This window comes from Streptomyces sp. NPDC004647, from assembly GCF_040609575.1.
Taxonomy (GTDB): domain Bacteria; phylum Actinomycetota; class Actinomycetes; order Streptomycetales; family Streptomycetaceae; genus Streptomyces.
Map to the genome: position 1 here is coordinate 19,901 of NZ_JBEXKU010000012.1, position 18,849 is coordinate 38,749.

The window sequence follows — 18,849 nt, forward strand, 5'->3', positions numbered from 1 at the left end:
GGGACGGCGGCTGCTGTGGCGCGCGGTCGGACTCCGACCATACCGACCGGTACGCACGTTGGTAGCCCCGCGGTGCGGAATTTCCGGGTTCGCTACCTGTCATGTCCTGGATCTCGCTGATATCCCGAATACAACTGGGTGCCCGGTTTTCCCTGATCCCCCCGATCCCCCATCCCCCGATCCCCCCGATCGCTCAGTCGAGGACGCGCGCCAGATAGGCGCGCACCAGTTCCTTGGTCTCGGCGATGATCACCGGGTCGCCCGAAGGATCGGCGCGGAAGGCGAGCTGGAGAAGTGCGTCGGCGGCCTCGACGGCGATGAGGAAGGTGCGCCGGAGATCGGCGTCGGGGGCTCGGCCGAGCCGCTCCGCGAGAAGGTCACAGAGGCGGTCGGCGACGAGCTGGTTGGCATGGTCGGGGAGACCGGCGGCGGGTGCGGGCACGCAGAAGTCGATCCGAGCGAAGCCCGCCATGTCCCGCTTCATGGCGAGATAGACGTCGATGACGACATCGATGGCGTACCGCCACTCGAGAGGCTCGGCGGTGGCGAGCCGCTCGTCCACGCGCGCGATGTAGACGTCGAGATTGCGGTGCGCCAGCGCGTCGGCCATGGCCCGCTTGTTGCTGAAGAAGCGGTAGACGGAGCCGATGGGGACCCCGGCGCGGACGGCCACGGCCCGGGTACTGAGGCTCTCGTAGCCGGTCTCGTCCAGGACTTCGGCGCAGGCGTCGAGGATCCGGGCGAGCCGCTCGGCGCTGCGCTGCTGCACGGGTATACGGCGCAGGGGCGGCGGTATCTGCTGGTCGCTGGGCGTGTGCACGGGCCCATCATGCCGCTCCTGCCGTCCGACCAGGAGACCGGGCACCGGACGCCGCTCCGCATCGCCTCGTTGACGGGCCCTCGCGGTCATTCCTATGGTCTGACATAGGAATCGTTGAGCGGCGGGAGCACGCGATGGTCGGTACGGGTGGCAGCGAGCAGGCGAAGAAGGCGGCCGAGGGGCTGCTCCACTCCCCCGGCTTCGGCAATGAGCACAGCTCCGAGGCGATCCCCGGCGCCCTGCCCACCGGCCGCAACTCCCCCCAGCGCGCCCCCCTCGGGCTGTACGCGGAGCAGCTCAGCGGCTCCGCGTTCACCGAGCCCCGGAACCACAACCGCCGCTCCTGGCTGTACCGGATCCGCCCGTCGGCCGCCCACCCGGCTTTCACGCGGACGGACAACGGCGCCCTGCGCAGCGCGCCCTTCGAGGAGACGGTCCCGGACCCGAACCGGCTGCGCTGGAATCCGCTGCCGCTGCCCGTACAGCCGACCGACTTCGTCGACGGCCTCTGGACCGTCGGCGGCAACGGTGACGCACGGCAGCGCACCGGCATGGCCATCCACCTCTACCGCGCCAACACCTCCATGACCGACCGGGTGTTCTCTGACGCCGACGGCGAACTGCTGATCGTCCCCGAGCAGGGCGGACTGCTGCTGCGCACGGAGTTCGGCCTGCTGCGGGCCGAGCCGGGCCACATCGCGCTGATCCCGCGCGGGGTGCGGTTCCGTGTCGAACTGCTGGAGGACACCGCGCGTGGCTATGTCTGCGAGAACTACGGGCAGCCGTTCACCCTCCCCGACCTCGGCCCGATCGGCGCCAACGGCCTGGCGGCCGCCCGCGACTTCCTCGCGCCCACCGCCGCGTACGAGGACCGCGACGGCCCGTTCGAGGTGATCAACAAGTTCTGCGGCAACCTCTGGTCGACGCTCTACGACCACTCCCCGCTGGATGTCGTCGCCTGGCACGGCAACCATCTGCCGTACGTCTACGACCTGCGCCGCTTCAACGTGCTGGGCAGCATCAGCTTCGACCACCCGGACCCGTCGATCTTCACCGTGCTGACCTCGCCGTCCGACACCCCCGGCCTCGCCGGCGTGGACTTCGTGGTCTTCGCCCCGCGCTGGCTGGTCGGCGAGGACACCTTCCGGCCCCCGTACTTCCACCGCAATGTGATGAGCGAGTACATGGGCCTGATCGAGGGCGCGTACGACGCAAAAGCGGAGGGCTTCGTGCCGGGCGGTGGCTCGCTGCACAACATGATGTCCGCGCACGGGCCCGACCGTGAGACCTTCGACAAGGCGGGTGCCGCCGAGCTGAAGCCGCAGAAGGTCGATGACGGGCTGGCCTTCATGTTCGAGACACGCTGGCCGGTGACCACTACCGCGCAGGCCCTCTCCTCGGACCACCTGCAGAGCGGCTACGACGCCGTGTGGCAGGGTCTGGAACGGAATTTCCGCCCCTAGGCCGTGCCGGAGTCCACCGTGACCGCCTTCGCTCCCGACTCGCTCGTCCTGAACCGCAAGCTGCCGCTGTGGTACCAGGTCTCGCAGTCGCTGCGCGCCTCGATACTGGGCCGTCGCCCGCACGAGCCGCTGCGGCTGCCGACCGAGGGCCGGCTCGCCGAGCACTACGGGGTGAGCGTGCTGACCATGCGCCAGGCCCTCAAGGAGCTGGAGGCGGAGGGGCTGATCAGCAGGCACCGGCGGCGCGGCACCTTCATCGAACCGGCGGCCCGGCGCGGCGCGCCGGTACGGCTGCTGGGCTCGGTGGACGCCATCGTGGCCCAGCAGTCCGGCGAACGGGCCACCGTGCTGGGCCACGGTCCGGCGCCCGTCTCCGCCGAGCTGGCCGAGCACTTTCCGGACCTCGAGGAGGTGACGGAGTACCGGCGGCTGCGCTGCGACGAGACCAGCGGCGACCCGACCAACTGGGCAGAGAACGCGGTACGTCCCGAAATCGCCGAGCTGATCGATCTCGCGGATCTGGCGCGCTGGCCGATGACCAAGGTACTGCGCGACGTGGTGGGGGTACGGATCAGCCGGATCACGGACACGGTCGAGGCGCGGCTCGCCGATCCGGAGACGGCCCGGCTGCTGGACGTGCCGCTGCTGAGCCCGATCCTCCACTACACCGGGGTGACCTTCGACGACGGCGGTCGCGTGGTGGACGTGGCCCGTATCCGCTACCGCGGTGACCGCTTCTCCTTCACCGTGACCCTGGACGCGTGATCGCCTCCCGGCGATACAGCACGAGCAGCACGAGCAGCTGACCGTCAGGCGGTGACGGCCGCTACGCGTGGCCACCCGGCGGCCCCCACCGGAGAGTACGACCGCTTCAGGGGGTGGTGGCCACTTTCGGGTGGCCACCCGGCGGCCCCCAGGGAGAGCACGACGCTGACGCTTCAGGCGGTGACAGCCGCTGCGCGCGGCCGACTGGCGGCCCGGAGAGCACAACGCTGACCACTTCAGGCGGTGGTGGCCGCTGCCGATGGCCGGCCACCCGCAGCGGCCACCACCGCACGTACGAGAGCTGGCCGCTTCCGGCCGGGGCGGCGTGGGTACGATGCGTGGCGATGCGAGGACGGGCCCCGACGCTGTGCAGCGGCGCTGCGTGCCCGCCGCGGGCCGGCGGGGAGCGGGTCCGGTACGACGGGCGAGGCGGTGGCGTCATCCGCCACCGGGGAGGACTACCGCGTGATGGCGGAACGGGTACGTGAGCCGCACGGCGACCGCCCGTCCCCGGACGAGGCTCAGCGCCCGGAGCGTGTCAGCCCGGTGAGCGCTGCCCGGAAGGAAGCCCCGGCAGCCGACGACGCCCCGCTGCTCGCCGACCTCATGCCCTGGTCCGTACCGCCGCTCCGGATCGGCCGGACCTGGCCGCTCGGGCCCGACGCGGCCGCGCTCAGGGCCCGTTGGGACACCCTGGTACGCGCCGCGGACGAATCCGCACGCGAGGCGCTCTTCCAGCCGACGCGCTTCCGCGGGCTGCACACCGCCGTGTCCCAACTGCCCGGCCACACCTCACCCACCGCCCCGCTCGCCGCGGAGACCGGTCCCTGCCCCGAACCGCTCCGAGTCCTGCACGGCCCGTTCGACCTGCAGTGGCTCATCCCCGACCATCGGCTGATCGACGCCGCACGGCCCGAGCTGTGGCGGGTCGCCGACGAGCACCAGATCCACGCGGTCGAGCTGGGCCGCGTGCCGCAGCCGACCGTGGCACCGGCGGCCTCCGGCACCGGCCGTCTCTCCGGCTCCGACATTTCAGGCAGTTCTGGCGGTTCGGGTGGTTCCGGTATCGCGCGGGACCCGGGCCCGGCCGTGGTGTTCTCCGCGCTGCTGCCGGACGGCCGGTCCCCCGCGGGACGCCCGTGCCGGATCCGCCCGCTGTTCCGCCGCCCCGGCGGGCGCGAACCGAATCTGTCGCCGGGCCTGCTCGACGAACTCTCCCGGCGCCTGGACCGCCCGGTGTCGGCGCAGGACTTCCTCGCCTGGGTGGCAGCGGCGGCCACCCGCCGCCCCGACGGCTGCGCCGTACCGCTCCCCCTCTCCCCCGAACTCTGGGACGCCGGAACCGCCCTGGGCCGCCGGATACTGTGGCTGCACACGCACGGCGCCCGCTGCGCCCCCTCGCCGGGTGACCGCCCCAAGCTGCCCGGCGGCCAACGCCCGTACGTACGGGCCGCCATCCCGTCCGACCTCCGCGCCCTGCCCGCCACCCTGCACTACGACCCCGATGAGCAGGCCCTCGGCCTCGGGGAGGGCCTCATCTCCCCGGTGCCGGGCGCCGCTTGGGACTTCCACGCGGGCGGAGTACGCGTGCTGGAGCACTGGTACGAGCGCCGTACGGCCCCGGCGGCGCCCGGCACACTGGACGCGGCCCGGCCCGCCACCTGGCCGCGCGAGTGGACCTCGGATCTCCTCGAACTGATCACAGTCCTGGCGCTGCTCGCCGAACTGCGCCCGGAACAGCACCGGCTGGCAGCCCGCCTGGCCGAGGGACCTCTCCTCACGGGCGCCGACCTCGGCCGCGCCGGGGTGCTCCCCGCTGCGGCCGCGACCCGCCGCCCGGCCTCCGTACTGGACCACCACGAGGAAGGCCCGAACGGCCAGTTCGCCCTGATCTAGTCCGCCGTTCGAACGCCACCAACAAGCGAAGCGTGGCAGCACCCGGACGACTCCACCCCGGCTCGTCGTGGCAGCAGCCCGCCATGTCGCGAAGGCGGCTCCGGCCACGCTGACCCCGGCTTCCGGCGTCGACGGAGGCCGGCGTCCGGGCGGCGCCGGGACGCCGGCGGGTGCTCAGGGGACGCGGAGGTGACAAGGACGTCACCGGCGCGATAGGACCGGTGACCATGACCAGCAGCTCCGCACCGCCGCAGCCCCTCCCGCTCGACGGGATCACCGTCGTCGCCATCGAACAGGCCGTCTCCGCGCCCTTCGCCACCCGCCAGCTCGCCGACCTGGGCGCCAGGGTGATCAAGGTGGAGCGGCCCGACGGCGGCGACTTCGCACGCGCGTACGACACCACGGTGCACGGACTCGCCTCGCACTTCGTCTGGGCGAACCGCGGCAAGGAGTCGATCGCCCTCGATCTGAAGGAGCCCCGTGGCCTGGAGGTCCTCGGCCGGCTGGTGGCGGACGCCGATGTCTTCGTACAGAACCTCGCGCAGGGCGCCGCGGCCCGGCTCGGCCTCGACGCGGCGACGCTGTGTGCCCGCCATCCGCGGCTGGTCGCCGTCGACGTCTCCGGCTACGGTCCGGACGGTCCGTACGCCCACAAGCGGGCGTACGACATGCTCGTGCAGTGCGAGGCCGGGCTCGTATCGGTGACCGGAACGCCCGGGCAGCCGGTCAAGGCGGGTATCCCGGCCGCCGATATCGCCGCCGCGATGTACGCCTTCTCCGGGGTGCTCGCGGCACTGCTGAGGCGCGGTGTCACGGGCCGCGGCGGGCCGGTGGAGGTCTCGATGTTCGATGCGCTCGCCGAGTGGATGGGACATCCGCTGTACTTCGGGATGTACGGAGGTGAACCCCCGGCGCGCACCGGGGTGGCGCACGCCGTCATCTCGCCGTACGACGCCTATCCGACCGCGGACGGGCCCCTGGTGCTGCTCTCGGTACAGAACGACCGGGAGTGGCGGCGGCTCGCCGAACAGGTGCTGGAGCGGCCCGAACTGGCCCGGGACCCGGACTACGCCACCAATGTGGCGCGGACCGGAAATCGCGCCGGGACCGACGGGGTGGTGGCCGAGGCCCTGGCCGTGCTGACGGCCGACGAGGCGATCGGGCGGCTCGAGCGGGCGGGGATCGCCTGCGCCCGGCTCAACTCGGTCGCCGAGCTGGCCGCGCATCCGCAGCTGGCGGCCAGGGACCGATGGCAGGAGGTGTCCTCACCGGTGGGTCCGCTGCGTACGCTGCTGCCACCGGTCACGCTGCCCGGGAGCGAGCCGCCAAGGTTGGGCGGCGTGCCCGGTCTCGGCGAACACACCGACGCGCTGCTGCGCGCCCTGGGGATGACGGACACGCAGGTCACCGCGCTGCGCCGGGACGGTGTGATCGCCTAGAAGCGGCCTGGACCGGGAGCGGGAGAAGTCAGCCGCGGTTGCCGAACAGCGAACGGCGCAGCCGTCGCAGAGGCGCGAAAAGCGAGACCCGGGACACCCGTGCCCCGCGGCTCGAAGCGGTCCGCGGCACGTCGCGCGAAGCTATCTCGCGCATCAGCATGGTGGCCTCCTCCGTCTCACGCTGTGGGACGGCGGGGCCGGCCAGCACAGCGAGATGGCGGTCGAGGCGCGTACTGGACGCGCTGCTTCCGCAGTTGATGGCAGGCACTCGAGCCCTGCCACGCATTGCTATCTGTTCCATGACACTCCCCACCCAAACGAGGGCACCCGGCCCGGGCAGGTTAACCCTACCTTCCCGTCGCGTCACCCACGCATCCGCGACCCCGTATTCACCTTCCAGGCAAGGGCGTTGACGTCCGCGGCCCGAACTGGCGGCCGGATCGGGCGAGTTGGCCGAACCCGGCCGACTGCCCCATGGGAGGTGCTTTGCTCCGGATCGTATCGGTGCGACAGAACTTGGGCCATGCTGGGCGGTGACGTCCGCCCGGGCGTCATCGCGGTCGCACGGCCTGGAACCTTGTCCGGCGGACCCTCGCGGATCAGCCCCGGGACCCCGAGAGCGGAGAGCCGACCTCGTACCGGGTTCGCACCCGGTACGGGTGGAGCTCGGCAACGCGGGGCGGGGCCCCGCCGATGGCTGGGAGTGCGGCGTCCGGGGCGCACCCTCCGGACACCGCCGGGGCGAGCCCGTCCGGACGGAGTCCGGGGCCGCGGCCCCGCGGAGATCCACCGGACAGGGTCGGCCGGACAGGGTTAGGGGGCTCGCCATGAGTGATGGTCCGGGAGTTGAGCGAGTGGTGGCGGGACGCTACCGCCTGCTGGCAGAACTGGGCCGCGGCGGCATGGGCGTGGTGTGGCGGGCCCGCGACGAGGTGCTCGGCCGCGAGGTCGCTGTCAAGGAGGTACGCGCACCGGCCGGGCTGGACGAGGGGGAGGTGCGCCGGCTCTACGCACGGCTGGAGCGCGAGGGCTGGGCGGCGGCCCGTATCTCGCACCGCAATGTGGTGACGGTCTACGACGTAGCGACCCAGGACGACCGCTCGTGGATCGTGATGGAACTGGTGCGTGGGCTGTCGTTCGCGGACGTCCTGGATGCGGAGGGCCCGCTGCCGCCGCAGCGCGCCGCGGCGGTGGGCGCCGAGGTGCTCGCGGCGCTGCGGGCGGCTCATGCGTCGGGTGTGCTGCACCGCGATGTGAAGCCGGGCAATGTGCTGATCGCCAATGACGGCAGGGTGGTACTGAGCGACTTCGGCATCGCCACGATCGAGGGCGGTCCGGCGCTGACGATGACCGGCGAGCTGGTGGGCTCCCCGGAGTTCCTGGCCCCGGAGCGGGCGCTGGGCCGCACGCCGGGGCCCGAGTCGGATCTCTGGTCGCTCGGCGTGATGCTGTACGCGGCGGTCGAGGGGCGGACTCCCTTCCGGCAGGACACTCCGCTGAGCACGCTGCGGGCGGTGGTGGACGAGGAGTTGCCGCAGCCGCACCGGGCCGGCGTTCTCGCGCCCGTCCTGGAAGGGCTGCTGCGCAAGGAGCCGGAGCTGCGGATGGGGGCCGCCGAAGCGCAGCGGATGCTGCGGGTCGCGGCGGCAGGCGGCACCCCGCGGGCGGATTCTCCGGTGGCGCCGGCGGCCGGTTACCCGCCCACGGCTCTCGCGGAGCCCAGGCCGCACCCCGTACCGCAGCCGCCCACCCAGGCGGCAGCGTCGGGCCTCCCCCACGGCGGCCCGACGGCCGGCACCTCGTCACCGGCCGGGCCCGCGGCCCGACCGCGACGTGGCGTCACGACAGTGGCGGCGGGTGCGCTCGTAGCGGCGCTGCTGGCGGGCGGGGTGTGGGCGATCCTCCCCGGCAACAAGCCGCGAGGTGACGGCACCGGTACCTCCTCCTCAGGGAGCTCCGCACCGGGTCGCGGGAAGAACGGCGGAGCGGCCTCCTCCTCGTCGGCGGACAACAATGCGAACGGCAGCGCGGACAGCAAGAGCGGTGGAACGGGGAACGGCGGCGGGAACGGCCATTCCGCGCCGGCCACCGTCGAACTGCCCGGCCTGACCATCATCGTGAAGGTGACGGCGGTGCGCAGCGGCTACAGCGGTGCCTGCCCGCCACCGGCCGCCGAGGCCCCGCACTTCTCTGCGGTGATCACGGTGAGCCGCACCCCGGCCGAGGTGGAGTACCGCTGGCGCACGGGCAGCGGAGAGAGCTCCGCCCCGGGGTGGAAGACGCTCTCGTACGTGAACGGGGCCGGCACCTCGCGGACGGTCGAGCACACCGAACTCACGTACAAGGACGGCGGAAAGCACCGGGACTGGATCGAGGTGGAGGTGCGGAGCCCGAAGCATGCGGAGTCCCACCGGGTTCCGTTCTCGGTGACATGCGAGGAGGCCCCGACGGAGGGGGCCTCCTCCACGGCGCCCGCGGTGGCGCCGTCCCCGGGATCAGGCGGCTGACGTGAAGACGGGCAGGTAACCACCGGACTGGCCGGCGGCCGTCGGGTGGTAGGAGTTCTCGATGGGCCAGGAGACGCTGTGTATCCATGAGTCGCTGGAGCAGATCTCGTGGCCGTTGAAGGTGGTGGTCACGTCGCCGAAGGTGAAGCCGTGGTCGGCGGCGCGCTTGGCGGTGGTGGCGTTGAGGTCGTCGGAGGCGGCGTTGAGAGCGGCCCGCTCCTTCTCGCTGAGTCCGGCGATGCAGCTTCCGTTCAGCTTGTAGAGGCGCGGGTAGCCCAGGACGACGACGTGGGCGGCGGGGGCCTTGCCGCTGATGGCCGAGTAGACCTGGTCGAGCTTGCCCGGCAGCGTGTTGGCGACGTACGCGCGTGCCTCCTGCACGCGCTGGAGACAGGCGCTCTCGGAGTTGAGCACGCAGGTCGTCATGACATCGGCGAAGCCGGCGTCATTGCCGCCGACGCTGATGCTGACGAGCCCGGTGGATGCGCTCAACGGGGCGAGCTGGTTCGCCAGAACATCACCCGTACGAGCTCCCGAGCACGCGGTGAAGGAGAAGGCCGCGGATGAGTGCGCGGCCGCCCAGAGTGCGGGGTAGGACTTGGTGCTGCGCTTGCAGTTACCGCTGGAGCTGTCGTAACTCCCCGCTCCGACGCCGGAGGAGTAGGAGTCGCCGAGCGCTACGTAGCCGGTCGCGGCGGTCGGTTCGGCGGAGTGCGCGGCACCCGTCCCGGCGAGGACGAATCCGGCGGTGAGAAGGGTTGCGGACACACTGGCCGCAAAACGGGACAGTCTCATGGAACCTCCCTTAGCAGGACCTCTGCCACATCTGTCGTAGCAGCGCACATCCAAGACCGGAAGTGTCCATGCCAAAACTGTCGATCGGCCCTTTTGGTGATTTCCCCTGCGTAACGCGCATATGACGACCTGTCGGGAGCCCCGTGGAGGCTCTTCGTCCCCGTGACCTCGCGGGGAACGCCGTTGACGGACGGCGGTGACGGCTCACACCCGCCACGCCGTGAAGGTCTTCTGCACAAGACCTTCGCATCTTGACGACGTCCGTCGGTTGCGCGACATTGAAGCCCGGCATCCGGCGCTTCGGGGGGCAAAGTCGCCAATGCAGACCATCAGTGATGACAGATCCGACAACAGATCCACCGCGGGAAATGTTCTTCTGCTCTTGGCGGGGGCCGCCGTCGGCATAGGAGGGGTCGGCGCGGTGCTCGCGCTCGCCGACGTCGCCTCGCCGCTGCGCGCGCCGTGCACCCTCTTCTTCCTCATCGCCGCACCGGCGTGCGCCGTCGCCGCCTCGCTGCGAGGACTCGATCCGCTGACCCGGGGTGTGGTGGCGGTGGCGGGAGCGGCGGCCGTGGACCTGCTCACCGCGCAGGCCATGCTGGCACTGCACATCTGGTCGATCCGGGGCGGGATCACGGCGGTCGCCGGGCTCAGTCTTCTTCTCCTCCTACCGGCCCTCGTGCGGCGCCCTCGCGGCCGCACGACGAGAACCAGGACTCTCTGACGTGGACATCAGCGTGTACCGCCCCGGCGAACTCAGCGCCGCAGACCGGGCGGTGTGGACCGCTGTCCAGTCGCAGGCGCATCTGCTCGGCAGCCCGCAGCTGGCCAACCCCTTCCTCTCCCCCGAGTTCACCCTCGCCGTGGCCCGCTGCCGGCGCGGCGTACGGATCGCGGTGATCCGGGAGGAGGGCGAACCGGTCGCGTTCTTCCCGTACCGGCGATCGGCCGCCGGAGTCGGGCGCGCCATGGCTCTCGGAGTCTCCGACTGCCAGGGCCTGGTGCACCGGCCCGGGTTCCAGTGGGACGCCCGTGAACTGCTCCAGGCCTGCGGGCTGTCGGTCTGGGAATTCGACCATCTGGTCGAGGGCCAGAAGCCGTTCGAGATCGGGGCGACCGGCTCGTACCCGTCTCCGGTGATCGATGTCGAGCAGGGCTACGACGCCTATCTGGCCGTGCTGCGCAAGCATTCGCCGAAGTTCGCCCGCAGCACGCTCGCCAAGGAGCGCAAGCTGGGCCGGGACGTGGGCGAGGTGCGGTATGTGCACGACGAGCGGGACCCGGCGGCGCTGCGGACACTGATCGACTGGAAGTCCGCGCAATACCGCAGGACCGGGCGCAGCGACCGGTTCTCCCGCCCGTGGATCAACGAGCTCGTCGAGCAGCTGTTCCACACCAGGACGCCGTCGTTCGCGGGGCTGCTGTCGGTGCTGTACGCGGGCGGGCAGCCGGTCGCGGCGCACTTCGGGCTGCGCTCGGAGCGGGTGCTCGGCTGCTGGTTCCCGGCGTACGACCCGGCGTTCTCGAAGTTCTCCCCCGGGCTCGTACTGCATCTGCGGATGGCCGAGGGGGCCGCCGCGGAGGGCACGGCCTATCTGGACCTGGGGCGGGGCGAGAAGGAGTACAAGGACTCCCTCAAGACACGTGAACTGACCGTGTCGGAGGGGTGGGTGATGCGCCGGCACCCGGTGGCCATCGGACATCGGGCGCGGCGCGCACCGGTGCGGGCGCTGCGGAACACGGTGACCGCCCGGCCGGAGTTGTTCGAGCCGGCAGATCGTTTTCTCAAAAAGATCGGTCGCATTCGATCAGGGCACTGACACCGACTGGGTCAAGGAACAGAAAATTCCGTGTGACCGCAAGAGAACAAAAAGCCAAAAAATGCAAAAAGGGGAATTTTCCTTCCGGGCCTTGCCATAGAGTTGTAATTATCAATACTGTCATACATCTAACCGCATCGGTCCATCATGCAAGGCGGCTCCAGGGGAGGGGCTCACAGTCGCGGTGGATCCGGTGCGGGGCGCGGTAGGGGGGTACCGTGATCGGCTGCCGCAGGGCTGTCGAGTCACGGGCCGCGCGGCCTGCTCAATATGCCAACTCACCCATGTCGTAGGGCGGTTCATGCCGCCCTGACCTGGGTGTGCACCCCCCTTTCGAACCGGAAACGCCATCGGACCGCTCTGGGCGGGCGGTCCACCGGACGAGAGGGAACCAGACTCATGAGCGCTTTTTTAAGCCCGGTCGAGCCAGGCGAAGATCGATTCATTTCGCCTGAGGTAACTCCGCCGGAGATCCATCTCAGCCGAATACCCGGCCAGTACCGTCCGGTGTCGTCCTATCTCGCGATCGCACCGCCGGTGAGCGTGGTGATTCCGGCGATGAACGAGGCGGAGAATCTGCCGTACGTCTTCAAGACGCTTCCCGACTGGATCCACGAAGTGGTCCTGGTGGACGGGAACTCCACCGACGACACAGTCCGGGTCGCCCGTGAACTGTGGCCCGACGTCAAAATCGTACCGCAGCGCGGCAAGGGCAAAGGGGATGCCCTGATCAGCGGCTTCGCGGCCTGCACCGGTGAGATCGTGGTGATGGTCGACGCGGACGGCTCCGCGGACGGCGGCGAGATCGTCTCCTATGTCTCCGCGCTGGTCGGCGGTGCGGACTTCGCCAAGGGCTCCAGATTCGCCAACGGCGGCGGTACGGACGACATGACGCCGGTCCGCAAGCTCGGCAACCGCGTCCTCACGGCCGTCGTCAACGCGAAGTTCGGCGCCCGCTACACCGACCTCTGCTATGGCTACAACGCCTTCTGGAGACGCTGCCTGGACGAGATCGCGCTGGACTGCGCCGGGTTCGAGGTCGAGACGCTGATGAACATCCGGGTGGTGAAGGCGGGGCTGAAAGTCCAGGAGATCCCGAGCCACGAGTACAACCGCATCCACGGCGTCAGCAATCTGCGGGCCGTGCGCGACGGCCTCCGGGTCCTGAAGGTGATCCTGCGCGAGCGCGGCGACCGGCGGTCCCGCCGCCGCCCCGCCGCGCTCGTACTGGGCGGCACTGGCCGGAACGAGATGCCGTGACCGCTGACGACTCCGTGCGCCGGTCTCCGGACAACGGCCCCGGTGGCGGCTCCGCGTCCGGCTCCGTGCGCATCTCGGTGGTGATCTGCGTCTACACCGAGGACCGCCTGGACGACATCCTCGAGGCCGTCGACTCGGTGCGCGACCAGTCCTTCCCGGCGCTCGAGACGCTCCTGGTGGTGGACCACCATGCGGCGCTGGGGAGCCGGCTCGCCGGGCGGTACGCGGGTGTGGAGGGGGTGCGGGTGCTCGCCAACGCGGGCCCCCGCGGCCTCTCCGCCGGCCGCAATACCGGTATCGCCGAGGCGGCGGGGGAGGTGATCGCCTTCCTCGACGACGACGCGGTCGCCGACCGGGACTGGCTGCGGCACTTCGCCGCGGGCTATGCGGACCCGGCGGTGATGGCGGTGGGGGGCCGCACCCTGCCCGTCTGGGCCTCCGGCCGCAGGCCGGTGTGGTTCCCCGACGAGTTCGACTGGGTCGTCGGCTGCACGTACCGGGGCCTGCCGCCCGGTCGGGTGCGGGTGCGCAACGTCCTGGGCGGCAACGCCTCCTTCCGGCGAGAGGCGTTCGACGCGGCGGGAGGCTTCGCCACCGGCATCGGCCGGGACGGCGACAAACGGCCGCTCGGCTGCGAGGAGACCGAGCTGTGCATCCGGCTGTCCCGTGCCCGTCCGGACGCGGTGCTGCTGATCGACGACCGGGCGGTGATCCACCACAAGGTCCCGGCCGTGCGTGAGCAGTTCGGGTACTTCCGCACCCGCTCGTACGCGGAGGGACTGTCGAAGGCCTTGGTCGCGCGGAGCGTGGGGGCGCAGGCCGGGCTCGAGACCGAACGCCGGTACGCCACGCGGGTACTGCCCGCGGGCGTCGCGCGCGGGCTGCGGGACGCGCTCCTCGGACGGTCCGGGGGCGTGGGGCGGGCGGGAGCGATCCTGGCCGGGGTGGCCGCGGCCACGGGCGGCTATGCCGTGGGGAGTCTGAGGGCCCGCAGAACGGGCGGGCGGTTCACGGTGGCCCCTGTCCTGGGGGTCCCCGCCTCGGGGGTCCCCGCCTCGGGGGGCCTTACCGCGGGGGTTTCCGACCCGGCGGGTGCCGCTTCGCAGACGGCGCCGACGCCCGGGAACGGAAAGCGGCCGAGAGTAAAGGGCGTCGCGCGGACGGAACCGGGTCCGGTGCCGATCCTGATGTACCACGCGGTGTCACACGCGCCCGCGCGCGCGACGTACGGCCTATCGGTCACCCCGGGCGCCTTCGGCGAGCAACTGGAGCTGCTCGTCGACCGCGGCTTCACCCCGGTCACCACCCGCCGGCTGGCGGAGGCCTGGCGCTCTTGCGGCTCCCTGCCGCTGCCGCGCCGCCCCGTGCTGATCACCTTCGACGACGGCTACGAGGGCGTGCACCGGCACGCCCTCCCCGCCCTGGAGAAGCACGGGTTCACGGCCACGCTGTTCGCCGCGACCGGCTGGCTGCGCGGACCGCGGGAGACACCGGGCGCGCTCGACACCATGCTCGACTGGGACCAGGTACGCGAACTGGCCGCGGCGGGCGTGGAGATCGGCGGGCACAGCCATACGCATCCCCAGCTGGACCAGCTGCCGGACGAGCAACTCCGGTTCGAGGTACGGCGCTGCCGGGAGGTCCTCGCCGACGAGCTGGGCAGGCCGCCGGTGTCGTTCGCCTACCCCTACGGCTACTCCAGCCGTCGGGTGCGCCAGGAGGTACAGAAGGCCGGCTTCGGCCAGTCCCTGGCCGTGGGCAACGCGCTGGCCACGCCCCGCCAGGGCCCGTACGCCCTGCGCCGGGTGACGGTGCGGCGCAGCACGGACATCGAACGGTTCGAACAGCTCGTGGAGGGGCGGGCGATCGGCCGCGCCTTCGCCGGGGACCGCGCGCTGACGAAGGGCTACGCCCTGGTCCGCGGATCACGCCGGGCAGTGCGGCTGCTGCCGCCCGGGAGGTGAGGCAGACGTGCCGGCGCTGAGACAGGAGCGACTGCCGCCGCGACCCACGGCCCAGTGGCGGAGATCCGGGTGGTGCGGCGGGGCACGATCCGGCCGGGCAACGGGGAGGAAGGTACGCGGAGTCCGTGTCTGACACGACGACCACCACCGAGGCCGAGGTGCTCACCGCCGGGCGGGCGGGGACCACGAGCGGCCGGAAGCTGAGGCTGCCGGGGCGGGGCGGTGGGCACAACCCGCTGTTCCGCAACGCCTACGCGCTGATGCTCAACACCGGCATCTCGGCCGTCCTCGGCCTGGGATTCTGGCTGGCCGCGGCCCGCTATTACTCCGAGGAGGCGGTCGGCCAGGGCTCCGCGGCGATCGCGGCGATGAAGCTCCTCGCGGGCCTCACCGCCGTGACGCTCACCGGGGCGCTGGCCCGCTTCATCCCCGTATCGGGAGGCGGCACGGGCCGACTGGTGCTGCGCACGTACGCGGGGAGTTCGGCCGTGGTGGCCGGGGCCGCCGTGGTCTTTCTGCTCACGCTCGACCTGTGGGGGCCGTCGTACCGCTTTCTGCACGGGGCCCTGCACGGTGCCGGTTTCCTGGCGGCTGTGGTGCTGTGGTCGCTGCTCACCCTGCAGGACGGTGTGCTGACGGGGCTGCGCAGCGCGATGTGGGTGCCGGTCGGCAACACCGTCTTCTCAGCGGTGAAGCTGGTGCTGCTGGTGGCCGTTGCCGCCTCGGTCCCCACTGCCGGTGTGTTCGTGTCCTGGGTCGCGGCGATCGCGGTGTCGGTGATACCGCTGGGCTGGCTGGTGTTCCGCCGGCTCGTGCCCCGGCACATCGCGGCGACCGAGAAGACGGTGCAGCCGCCGTCGCTGAGGGAAATCGGCCGCTTTCTCGCGGGCGACTACACGGGCTCGCTGTTCGCCCTGGCCGTGGTGTACCTGGTGCCGGTGATCGTCGCCTCCCAGGTGAGCTCGGCCGACAACGCGTATTTCTACATCACGACCACCATCGGCGGCACGGTCAATCTGCTCGCCATCAACATGGGCGCGTCGTTGACGGTCGAGGGGGCACACGACCCGGCGCGGCTGGCGGAGAACTGCCGGGCGGCGCTGCGCCGGATGGCGCGGATCATGCTGCCGGTGGGGCTGTTCCTGTTCCTGTTCGCTCCGCAGATCCTGGGCGTGTTCGGGCAGGGGTACGCGGACGCGGCGACTCCGCTGCTGCGGTGGTTCGCGGTCGGCGCGGTCCTGCGGGTGATCATCGAGGTGTACTTCGCGGTGCTGCGGGCACAGAGCCGCACCTCGGGACTGGCGTATCTGCAGGGCCTTTTGTGCGTGCTGGTGCTCGGGCTGACGCTGCTGCTGCTGCCGCGGATGGGGCTCACCGGGGCAGGAGTCGCGGAGATCTCCAGCCTCGCGGTGATCGCGGCGATCGCCTCGTACCGGCTGTGGCGCGTGCTCAGGGCGGCTCCCACGGGTGCGTCCGCGGGCGGCCTCGCGGCCGCGCCGGACGGGGGCCCGGCCGACACGGCGGTCGGGGACGCGGCCGCTGACCTCGCGGTCCGGGATTCGGCCGATCTCGCGGTCCACGGCGAAGGTCCCGGCGGGACCGCGGCCCCGGCATCCCCGGAGAGGAACAGTCCCGAATCCGGTGGCTACGGGACGCGTTGGGCGCTGCGTGCCGCGCTCGACCAGGACACGCTTCAGCTGGGCGTCCGGCTGGACTTCGACCATCTGGAACGCCGCCCGGACGTCCGGCCCGGTCCGGCTGCGGGCGACGGTCCTGGTGCGAGACCGGCAAGAGCGACTCCGGCCGGCCCGCCTGGTCCGGATGTCGTACGCGGTGGTCCGGCCGGGGCCGGCGTCAGCGGCGGGGGCGCACGCGGGGCGGGCGCCCCCAGTGCGGGCGTATCCGAAGCGGGCATATCCGGAGCAGGCGTATCCGGAGCAGGCGCCGCGGCGGACGCATCCGGAGCTGCCCTATGCGGCGTCGGCACGCCCGGGGCGGGCACGCCGAAGACGGTGCGGTCGGCGACGGACGGTGGGGAGGCTCCGGCGTCCACTCTGCTCGAGTGGGCGCGGGGGCGCGGAGGCGAACTCGGCCTCTGGGCACTGCTGCTGGCCGCGCTCGCCCTGTACTGGGTGCCGTTGGGCGGGATGGGCGAGGCCGATCTCGCCCGGATGGGCGGGCTCGGGCTGGTCTCGGTCCTGCCCGGCGCGACGCTGCTGGGCGCCGCGCTGCTCGTCGTCGTGTTCGCCTCCGCGCTCCGGCTGGCGAGCCCCGGACGCGCGCTGCTCGCCGTGACGCTCGTCCTCACGGTCGTATCACTGCACGCCTTGCCGGCCATGCTGGAGGCCGAGCCGCGGTTCCCGACCGCCTGGCAGCACGTGGGCTTCCTGGACTACATCGACCGGAACGGCTCGGCCGTCCCCGATCTGGACGCGCGCTGGAGCTGGCCTGGCTTCTTCGCGGCCACGGCCTTCGTCGCCGAGGCGTGTGGGATCTCGGACCTGACCGAGGTGCTGCGCTGGTGGCCCACCGCCATCCAACTGCTCTATCTCGCACCGCTGTTCCTCCTGCTGCACGCCGTACGGGCGAGCCGACGGGCGAAGTGGACGGCGGCCTGGCTGTTCGCGCTGTCCGGCTGGGTCGGGCAGGACTACTTCTCCCCGCAGGGCTTCACGTACCTCCTGTATCTCGCCTTCGTGGCGGTACTGCTCGTCTGGTTCCGGGAGCCGCGTGTGCTGCGGGGCAAACGGTGGCCGGGCGAGGCGGAGGTACGGCCCGCGGGCCGGGCGGACCGGGCCGTGCTCCTCCTGGTGCTCATCGGGCTGTTCGCGGCATCCGTCGCCGCGCACCAGCTGACCCCGTTCGTGATGCTCGGTGTCATCACCGCGCTGGTCGCCGTACGTCGCTGCACGCTGCCCGGGCTGCCGCTGCTGTTCGCGGTGATGGTCGCGGTGTGGGTGGGCTTCCTCGCCGAGCCGTACTGGTCGGGCCACTTCGACGAACTGTTCGGCGGGATCGGCGGCGTCGGGGGCAATGTGTCGTCGTCCGTGTCCGGCCGGATCGAGGGCGGCAGCAGCACGCACAAGCTGGTGCTCTACACCCGGATCGCGCTGGCCGGCGGCACCCTGGCCTTCGCGTGCTACGGCTGGTGGCGCCGCCGGCTCGCCGGATACGGAGAGCGCTCGCTGCTGGTGCTCAGCTTCGTCCCGTTCCTGGGCTTCGGCATGCAGTCCTACGGCGGCGAAATGGCCCTGCGGGTCTTCCTGTTCGCACTGCCGGGCGCCTGCACGCTCGCCGCGCTCGCCCTCTTCCCGCGCAAGGCCGCCTCCCGCGGAGGATTCGGCCCTGCCGCCGCACTGATGGCCGGACTCGTCCTGATGGGCGGCTTCCTGGTCGCGCGCTGGGGCAACGAGCCGTTCGAGCGGGTGCGCTCCGGCGACGTCACGGCGATGGAGTACGTCTACGCGCACGACACGCCGACCGTACGGCTGCTGTGGATGAGCGACGACCCCGTCGAGAACGTCACCCCGGCGATCCCCTGGGGCGCCCGGGACATGGAAAAGGTGCAGTACGTGCCGACGCTCGCCCCGCGCGACCCCGTACTGGTCGGCACGCTCGTCGGCGCGCTGCGCACGGCGGGCCCGCACTCCCTGCTGATGGTCTCCCACGGCCAGTCCGTCTCCCTGAACCTGAACTCCGGCTACTCCGAGGCCTGGGAACGGCGGCTGCTGCGCACCCTGGACGGACGGCCCGAGTTGCGGCGTGTGCTGTCCAACGAGGACGCGACACTGTACGAGTTGCGCAAGCAGCCCGCCGGCCCCGTCGCGGAACCCGCACCGGGCGCGGCAGGCCCGCAGGTCACGTGGACGCCGTGGTCGGTGGCCGGTGCGCTCGCGGCGGTGGCCCTGATACTGCTGCTGGCGGCGCGGGAACTGGTACGGGTGGCGGCTGGGCCGAGCGTGCGGAAACTGTCGTGGATGCAGGCGTCGCTGTGGTTTGCCCTGCCGTTGATGGTGGTGTTACTGGCGTCGCTGGTGCACCGCTTCTGGACGATGTCCTGAGCCCCACGCACAACGACCGTGGTCCGTGGTCCGGAGACATGCGGCGTACACGTTCCGCG

The 18,849-nt window shown here is 71.7% G+C and carries 13 protein-coding genes and 1 pseudogene; 11 read left to right on the forward strand and 3 right to left on the reverse strand.

The genetic code is table 11. The features are described from left to right. Positions 1-193: 193 nt before the first annotated feature. Positions 194-820 (reverse strand): TetR/AcrR family transcriptional regulator, encoded by a 627-nt coding sequence (locus ABZW18_RS07615; protein WP_356183517.1) that lies wholly within the window; start codon positions 818-820, stop codon positions 194-196. A gap of 134 nt (positions 821-954) precedes the next feature. Here ABZW18_RS07615 and hmgA point away from each other — a divergent pair, with 134 nt between their 5' ends. The 4 genes from hmgA (at position 955) to ABZW18_RS07635 (ending at position 6,383) form a co-directional block, all read left to right on the forward strand. Beyond that, positions 955-2,283 carry a homogentisate 1,2-dioxygenase gene (gene hmgA, locus ABZW18_RS07620; protein WP_356183519.1) on the forward strand — a complete coding sequence of 443 codons (1,329 nt, stop codon included), beginning with the start codon at positions 955-957 and terminating at the stop codon, positions 2,281-2,283. A gap of 18 nt (positions 2,284-2,301) precedes the next feature. Continuing rightward, positions 2,302-3,048 (forward strand): GntR family transcriptional regulator, encoded by a 747-nt coding sequence (locus tag ABZW18_RS07625; RefSeq protein ID WP_356183522.1) that lies wholly within the window; start codon positions 2,302-2,304, stop codon positions 3,046-3,048. 606 nt (positions 3,049-3,654) lie between these two features. Continuing rightward, entirely contained in the window at positions 3,655-4,944 is a 1,290-nt protein-coding gene (locus tag ABZW18_RS07630) for a type ISP restriction/modification enzyme (RefSeq protein WP_356183689.1), read from the forward strand. A gap of 227 nt (positions 4,945-5,171) precedes the next feature. Beyond that, positions 5,172-6,383, forward strand: a complete 1,212-nt coding sequence (locus ABZW18_RS07635) for a CaiB/BaiF CoA-transferase family protein (RefSeq protein WP_356183525.1) — start codon at positions 5,172-5,174, stop codon at positions 6,381-6,383. A gap of 28 nt (positions 6,384-6,411) precedes the next feature. Here ABZW18_RS07635 and ABZW18_RS07640 read toward each other — a convergent pair whose 3' ends face one another. After that, positions 6,412-6,684 carry a hypothetical protein gene (locus ABZW18_RS07640; RefSeq protein WP_356183526.1) on the reverse strand — a complete coding sequence of 91 codons (273 nt, stop codon included), beginning with the start codon at positions 6,682-6,684 and terminating at the stop codon, positions 6,412-6,414. Between the two features lie 526 nt (positions 6,685-7,210). Between ABZW18_RS07640 and ABZW18_RS07645 the strand changes: the two genes are divergently transcribed. Then, entirely contained in the window at positions 7,211-8,890 is a 1,680-nt protein-coding gene (locus ABZW18_RS07645) for a serine/threonine-protein kinase (RefSeq protein WP_356183529.1), read from the forward strand. Here the strand turns inward: ABZW18_RS07645 and ABZW18_RS07650 are convergent. Then, entirely contained in the window at positions 8,879-9,685 is an 807-nt protein-coding gene (locus ABZW18_RS07650; RefSeq protein ID WP_356183532.1) for an SGNH/GDSL hydrolase family protein, read from the reverse strand. The genes ABZW18_RS07645 and ABZW18_RS07650 overlap by 12 nt on opposite strands. A gap of 382 nt (positions 9,686-10,067) precedes the next feature. On the opposite strand from ABZW18_RS07650, the gene ABZW18_RS07655 reads away from it, so the two are divergent. The 6 genes and pseudogenes from ABZW18_RS07655 (at position 10,068) to ABZW18_RS07680 (ending at position 18,790) form a co-directional block, all read left to right on the forward strand. Then, positions 10,068-10,409, forward strand: coding sequence for a hypothetical protein (locus ABZW18_RS07655; RefSeq protein WP_356183534.1), 342 nt, complete (start codon positions 10,068-10,070; stop codon positions 10,407-10,409). Position 10,410: 1 nt separating this feature from the next. Beyond that, entirely contained in the window at positions 10,411-11,505 is a 1,095-nt protein-coding gene (locus ABZW18_RS07660; RefSeq protein WP_356183536.1) for a GNAT family N-acetyltransferase, read from the forward strand. Between the two features lie 399 nt (positions 11,506-11,904). Next, positions 11,905-12,765, forward strand: a complete 861-nt coding sequence (locus ABZW18_RS07665) for a glycosyltransferase family 2 protein (RefSeq protein WP_356183538.1) — start codon at positions 11,905-11,907, stop codon at positions 12,763-12,765. Between the two features lie 65 nt (positions 12,766-12,830). Continuing rightward, positions 12,831-13,781: pseudogene (locus tag ABZW18_RS07670) on the forward strand (glycosyltransferase family 2 protein); the annotation flags it as partial. 171 nt (positions 13,782-13,952) lie between these two features. Further along, positions 13,953-14,729, forward strand: a complete 777-nt coding sequence (locus ABZW18_RS07675) for a polysaccharide deacetylase family protein (RefSeq protein ID WP_356183692.1) — start codon at positions 13,953-13,955, stop codon at positions 14,727-14,729. A 125-nt stretch (positions 14,730-14,854) separates the two neighbouring features. Beyond that, positions 14,855-18,790 carry a lipopolysaccharide biosynthesis protein gene (locus ABZW18_RS07680; protein WP_356183541.1) on the forward strand — a complete coding sequence of 1,312 codons (3,936 nt, stop codon included), beginning with the start codon at positions 14,855-14,857 and terminating at the stop codon, positions 18,788-18,790. The last annotated feature ends 59 nt before the right edge of the window (positions 18,791-18,849 follow it).

Excerpts from the sequence above, each read along its gene's own strand:
- hmgA (WP_356183519.1), top strand. The coding sequence starts at position 955 with ATGGTCGGTACGGGTGGCAGCGAGCAGGCGAAGAAGGCGGCCGAGGGG.
- ABZW18_RS07630 (WP_356183689.1), top strand. The coding sequence starts at position 3,655 with ATGCCCTGGTCCGTACCGCCGCTCCGGATCGGCCGGACCTGGCCGCTC.
- ABZW18_RS07665 (WP_356183538.1), top strand. The coding sequence starts at position 11,905 with ATGAGCGCTTTTTTAAGCCCGGTCGAGCCAGGCGAAGATCGATTCATT.
- ABZW18_RS07645 (WP_356183529.1), top strand. The coding sequence starts at position 7,211 with ATGAGTGATGGTCCGGGAGTTGAGCGAGTGGTGGCGGGACGCTACCGC.
- ABZW18_RS07640 (WP_356183526.1), bottom strand. The coding sequence starts at position 6,684 with ATGGAACAGATAGCAATGCGTGGCAGGGCTCGAGTGCCTGCCATCAAC.
- ABZW18_RS07675 (WP_356183692.1), top strand. The coding sequence starts at position 13,953 with ATGTACCACGCGGTGTCACACGCGCCCGCGCGCGCGACGTACGGCCTA.
- ABZW18_RS07635 (WP_356183525.1), top strand. The coding sequence starts at position 5,172 with ATGACCAGCAGCTCCGCACCGCCGCAGCCCCTCCCGCTCGACGGGATC.
- ABZW18_RS07650 (WP_356183532.1), bottom strand. The coding sequence starts at position 9,685 with ATGAGACTGTCCCGTTTTGCGGCCAGTGTGTCCGCAACCCTTCTCACC.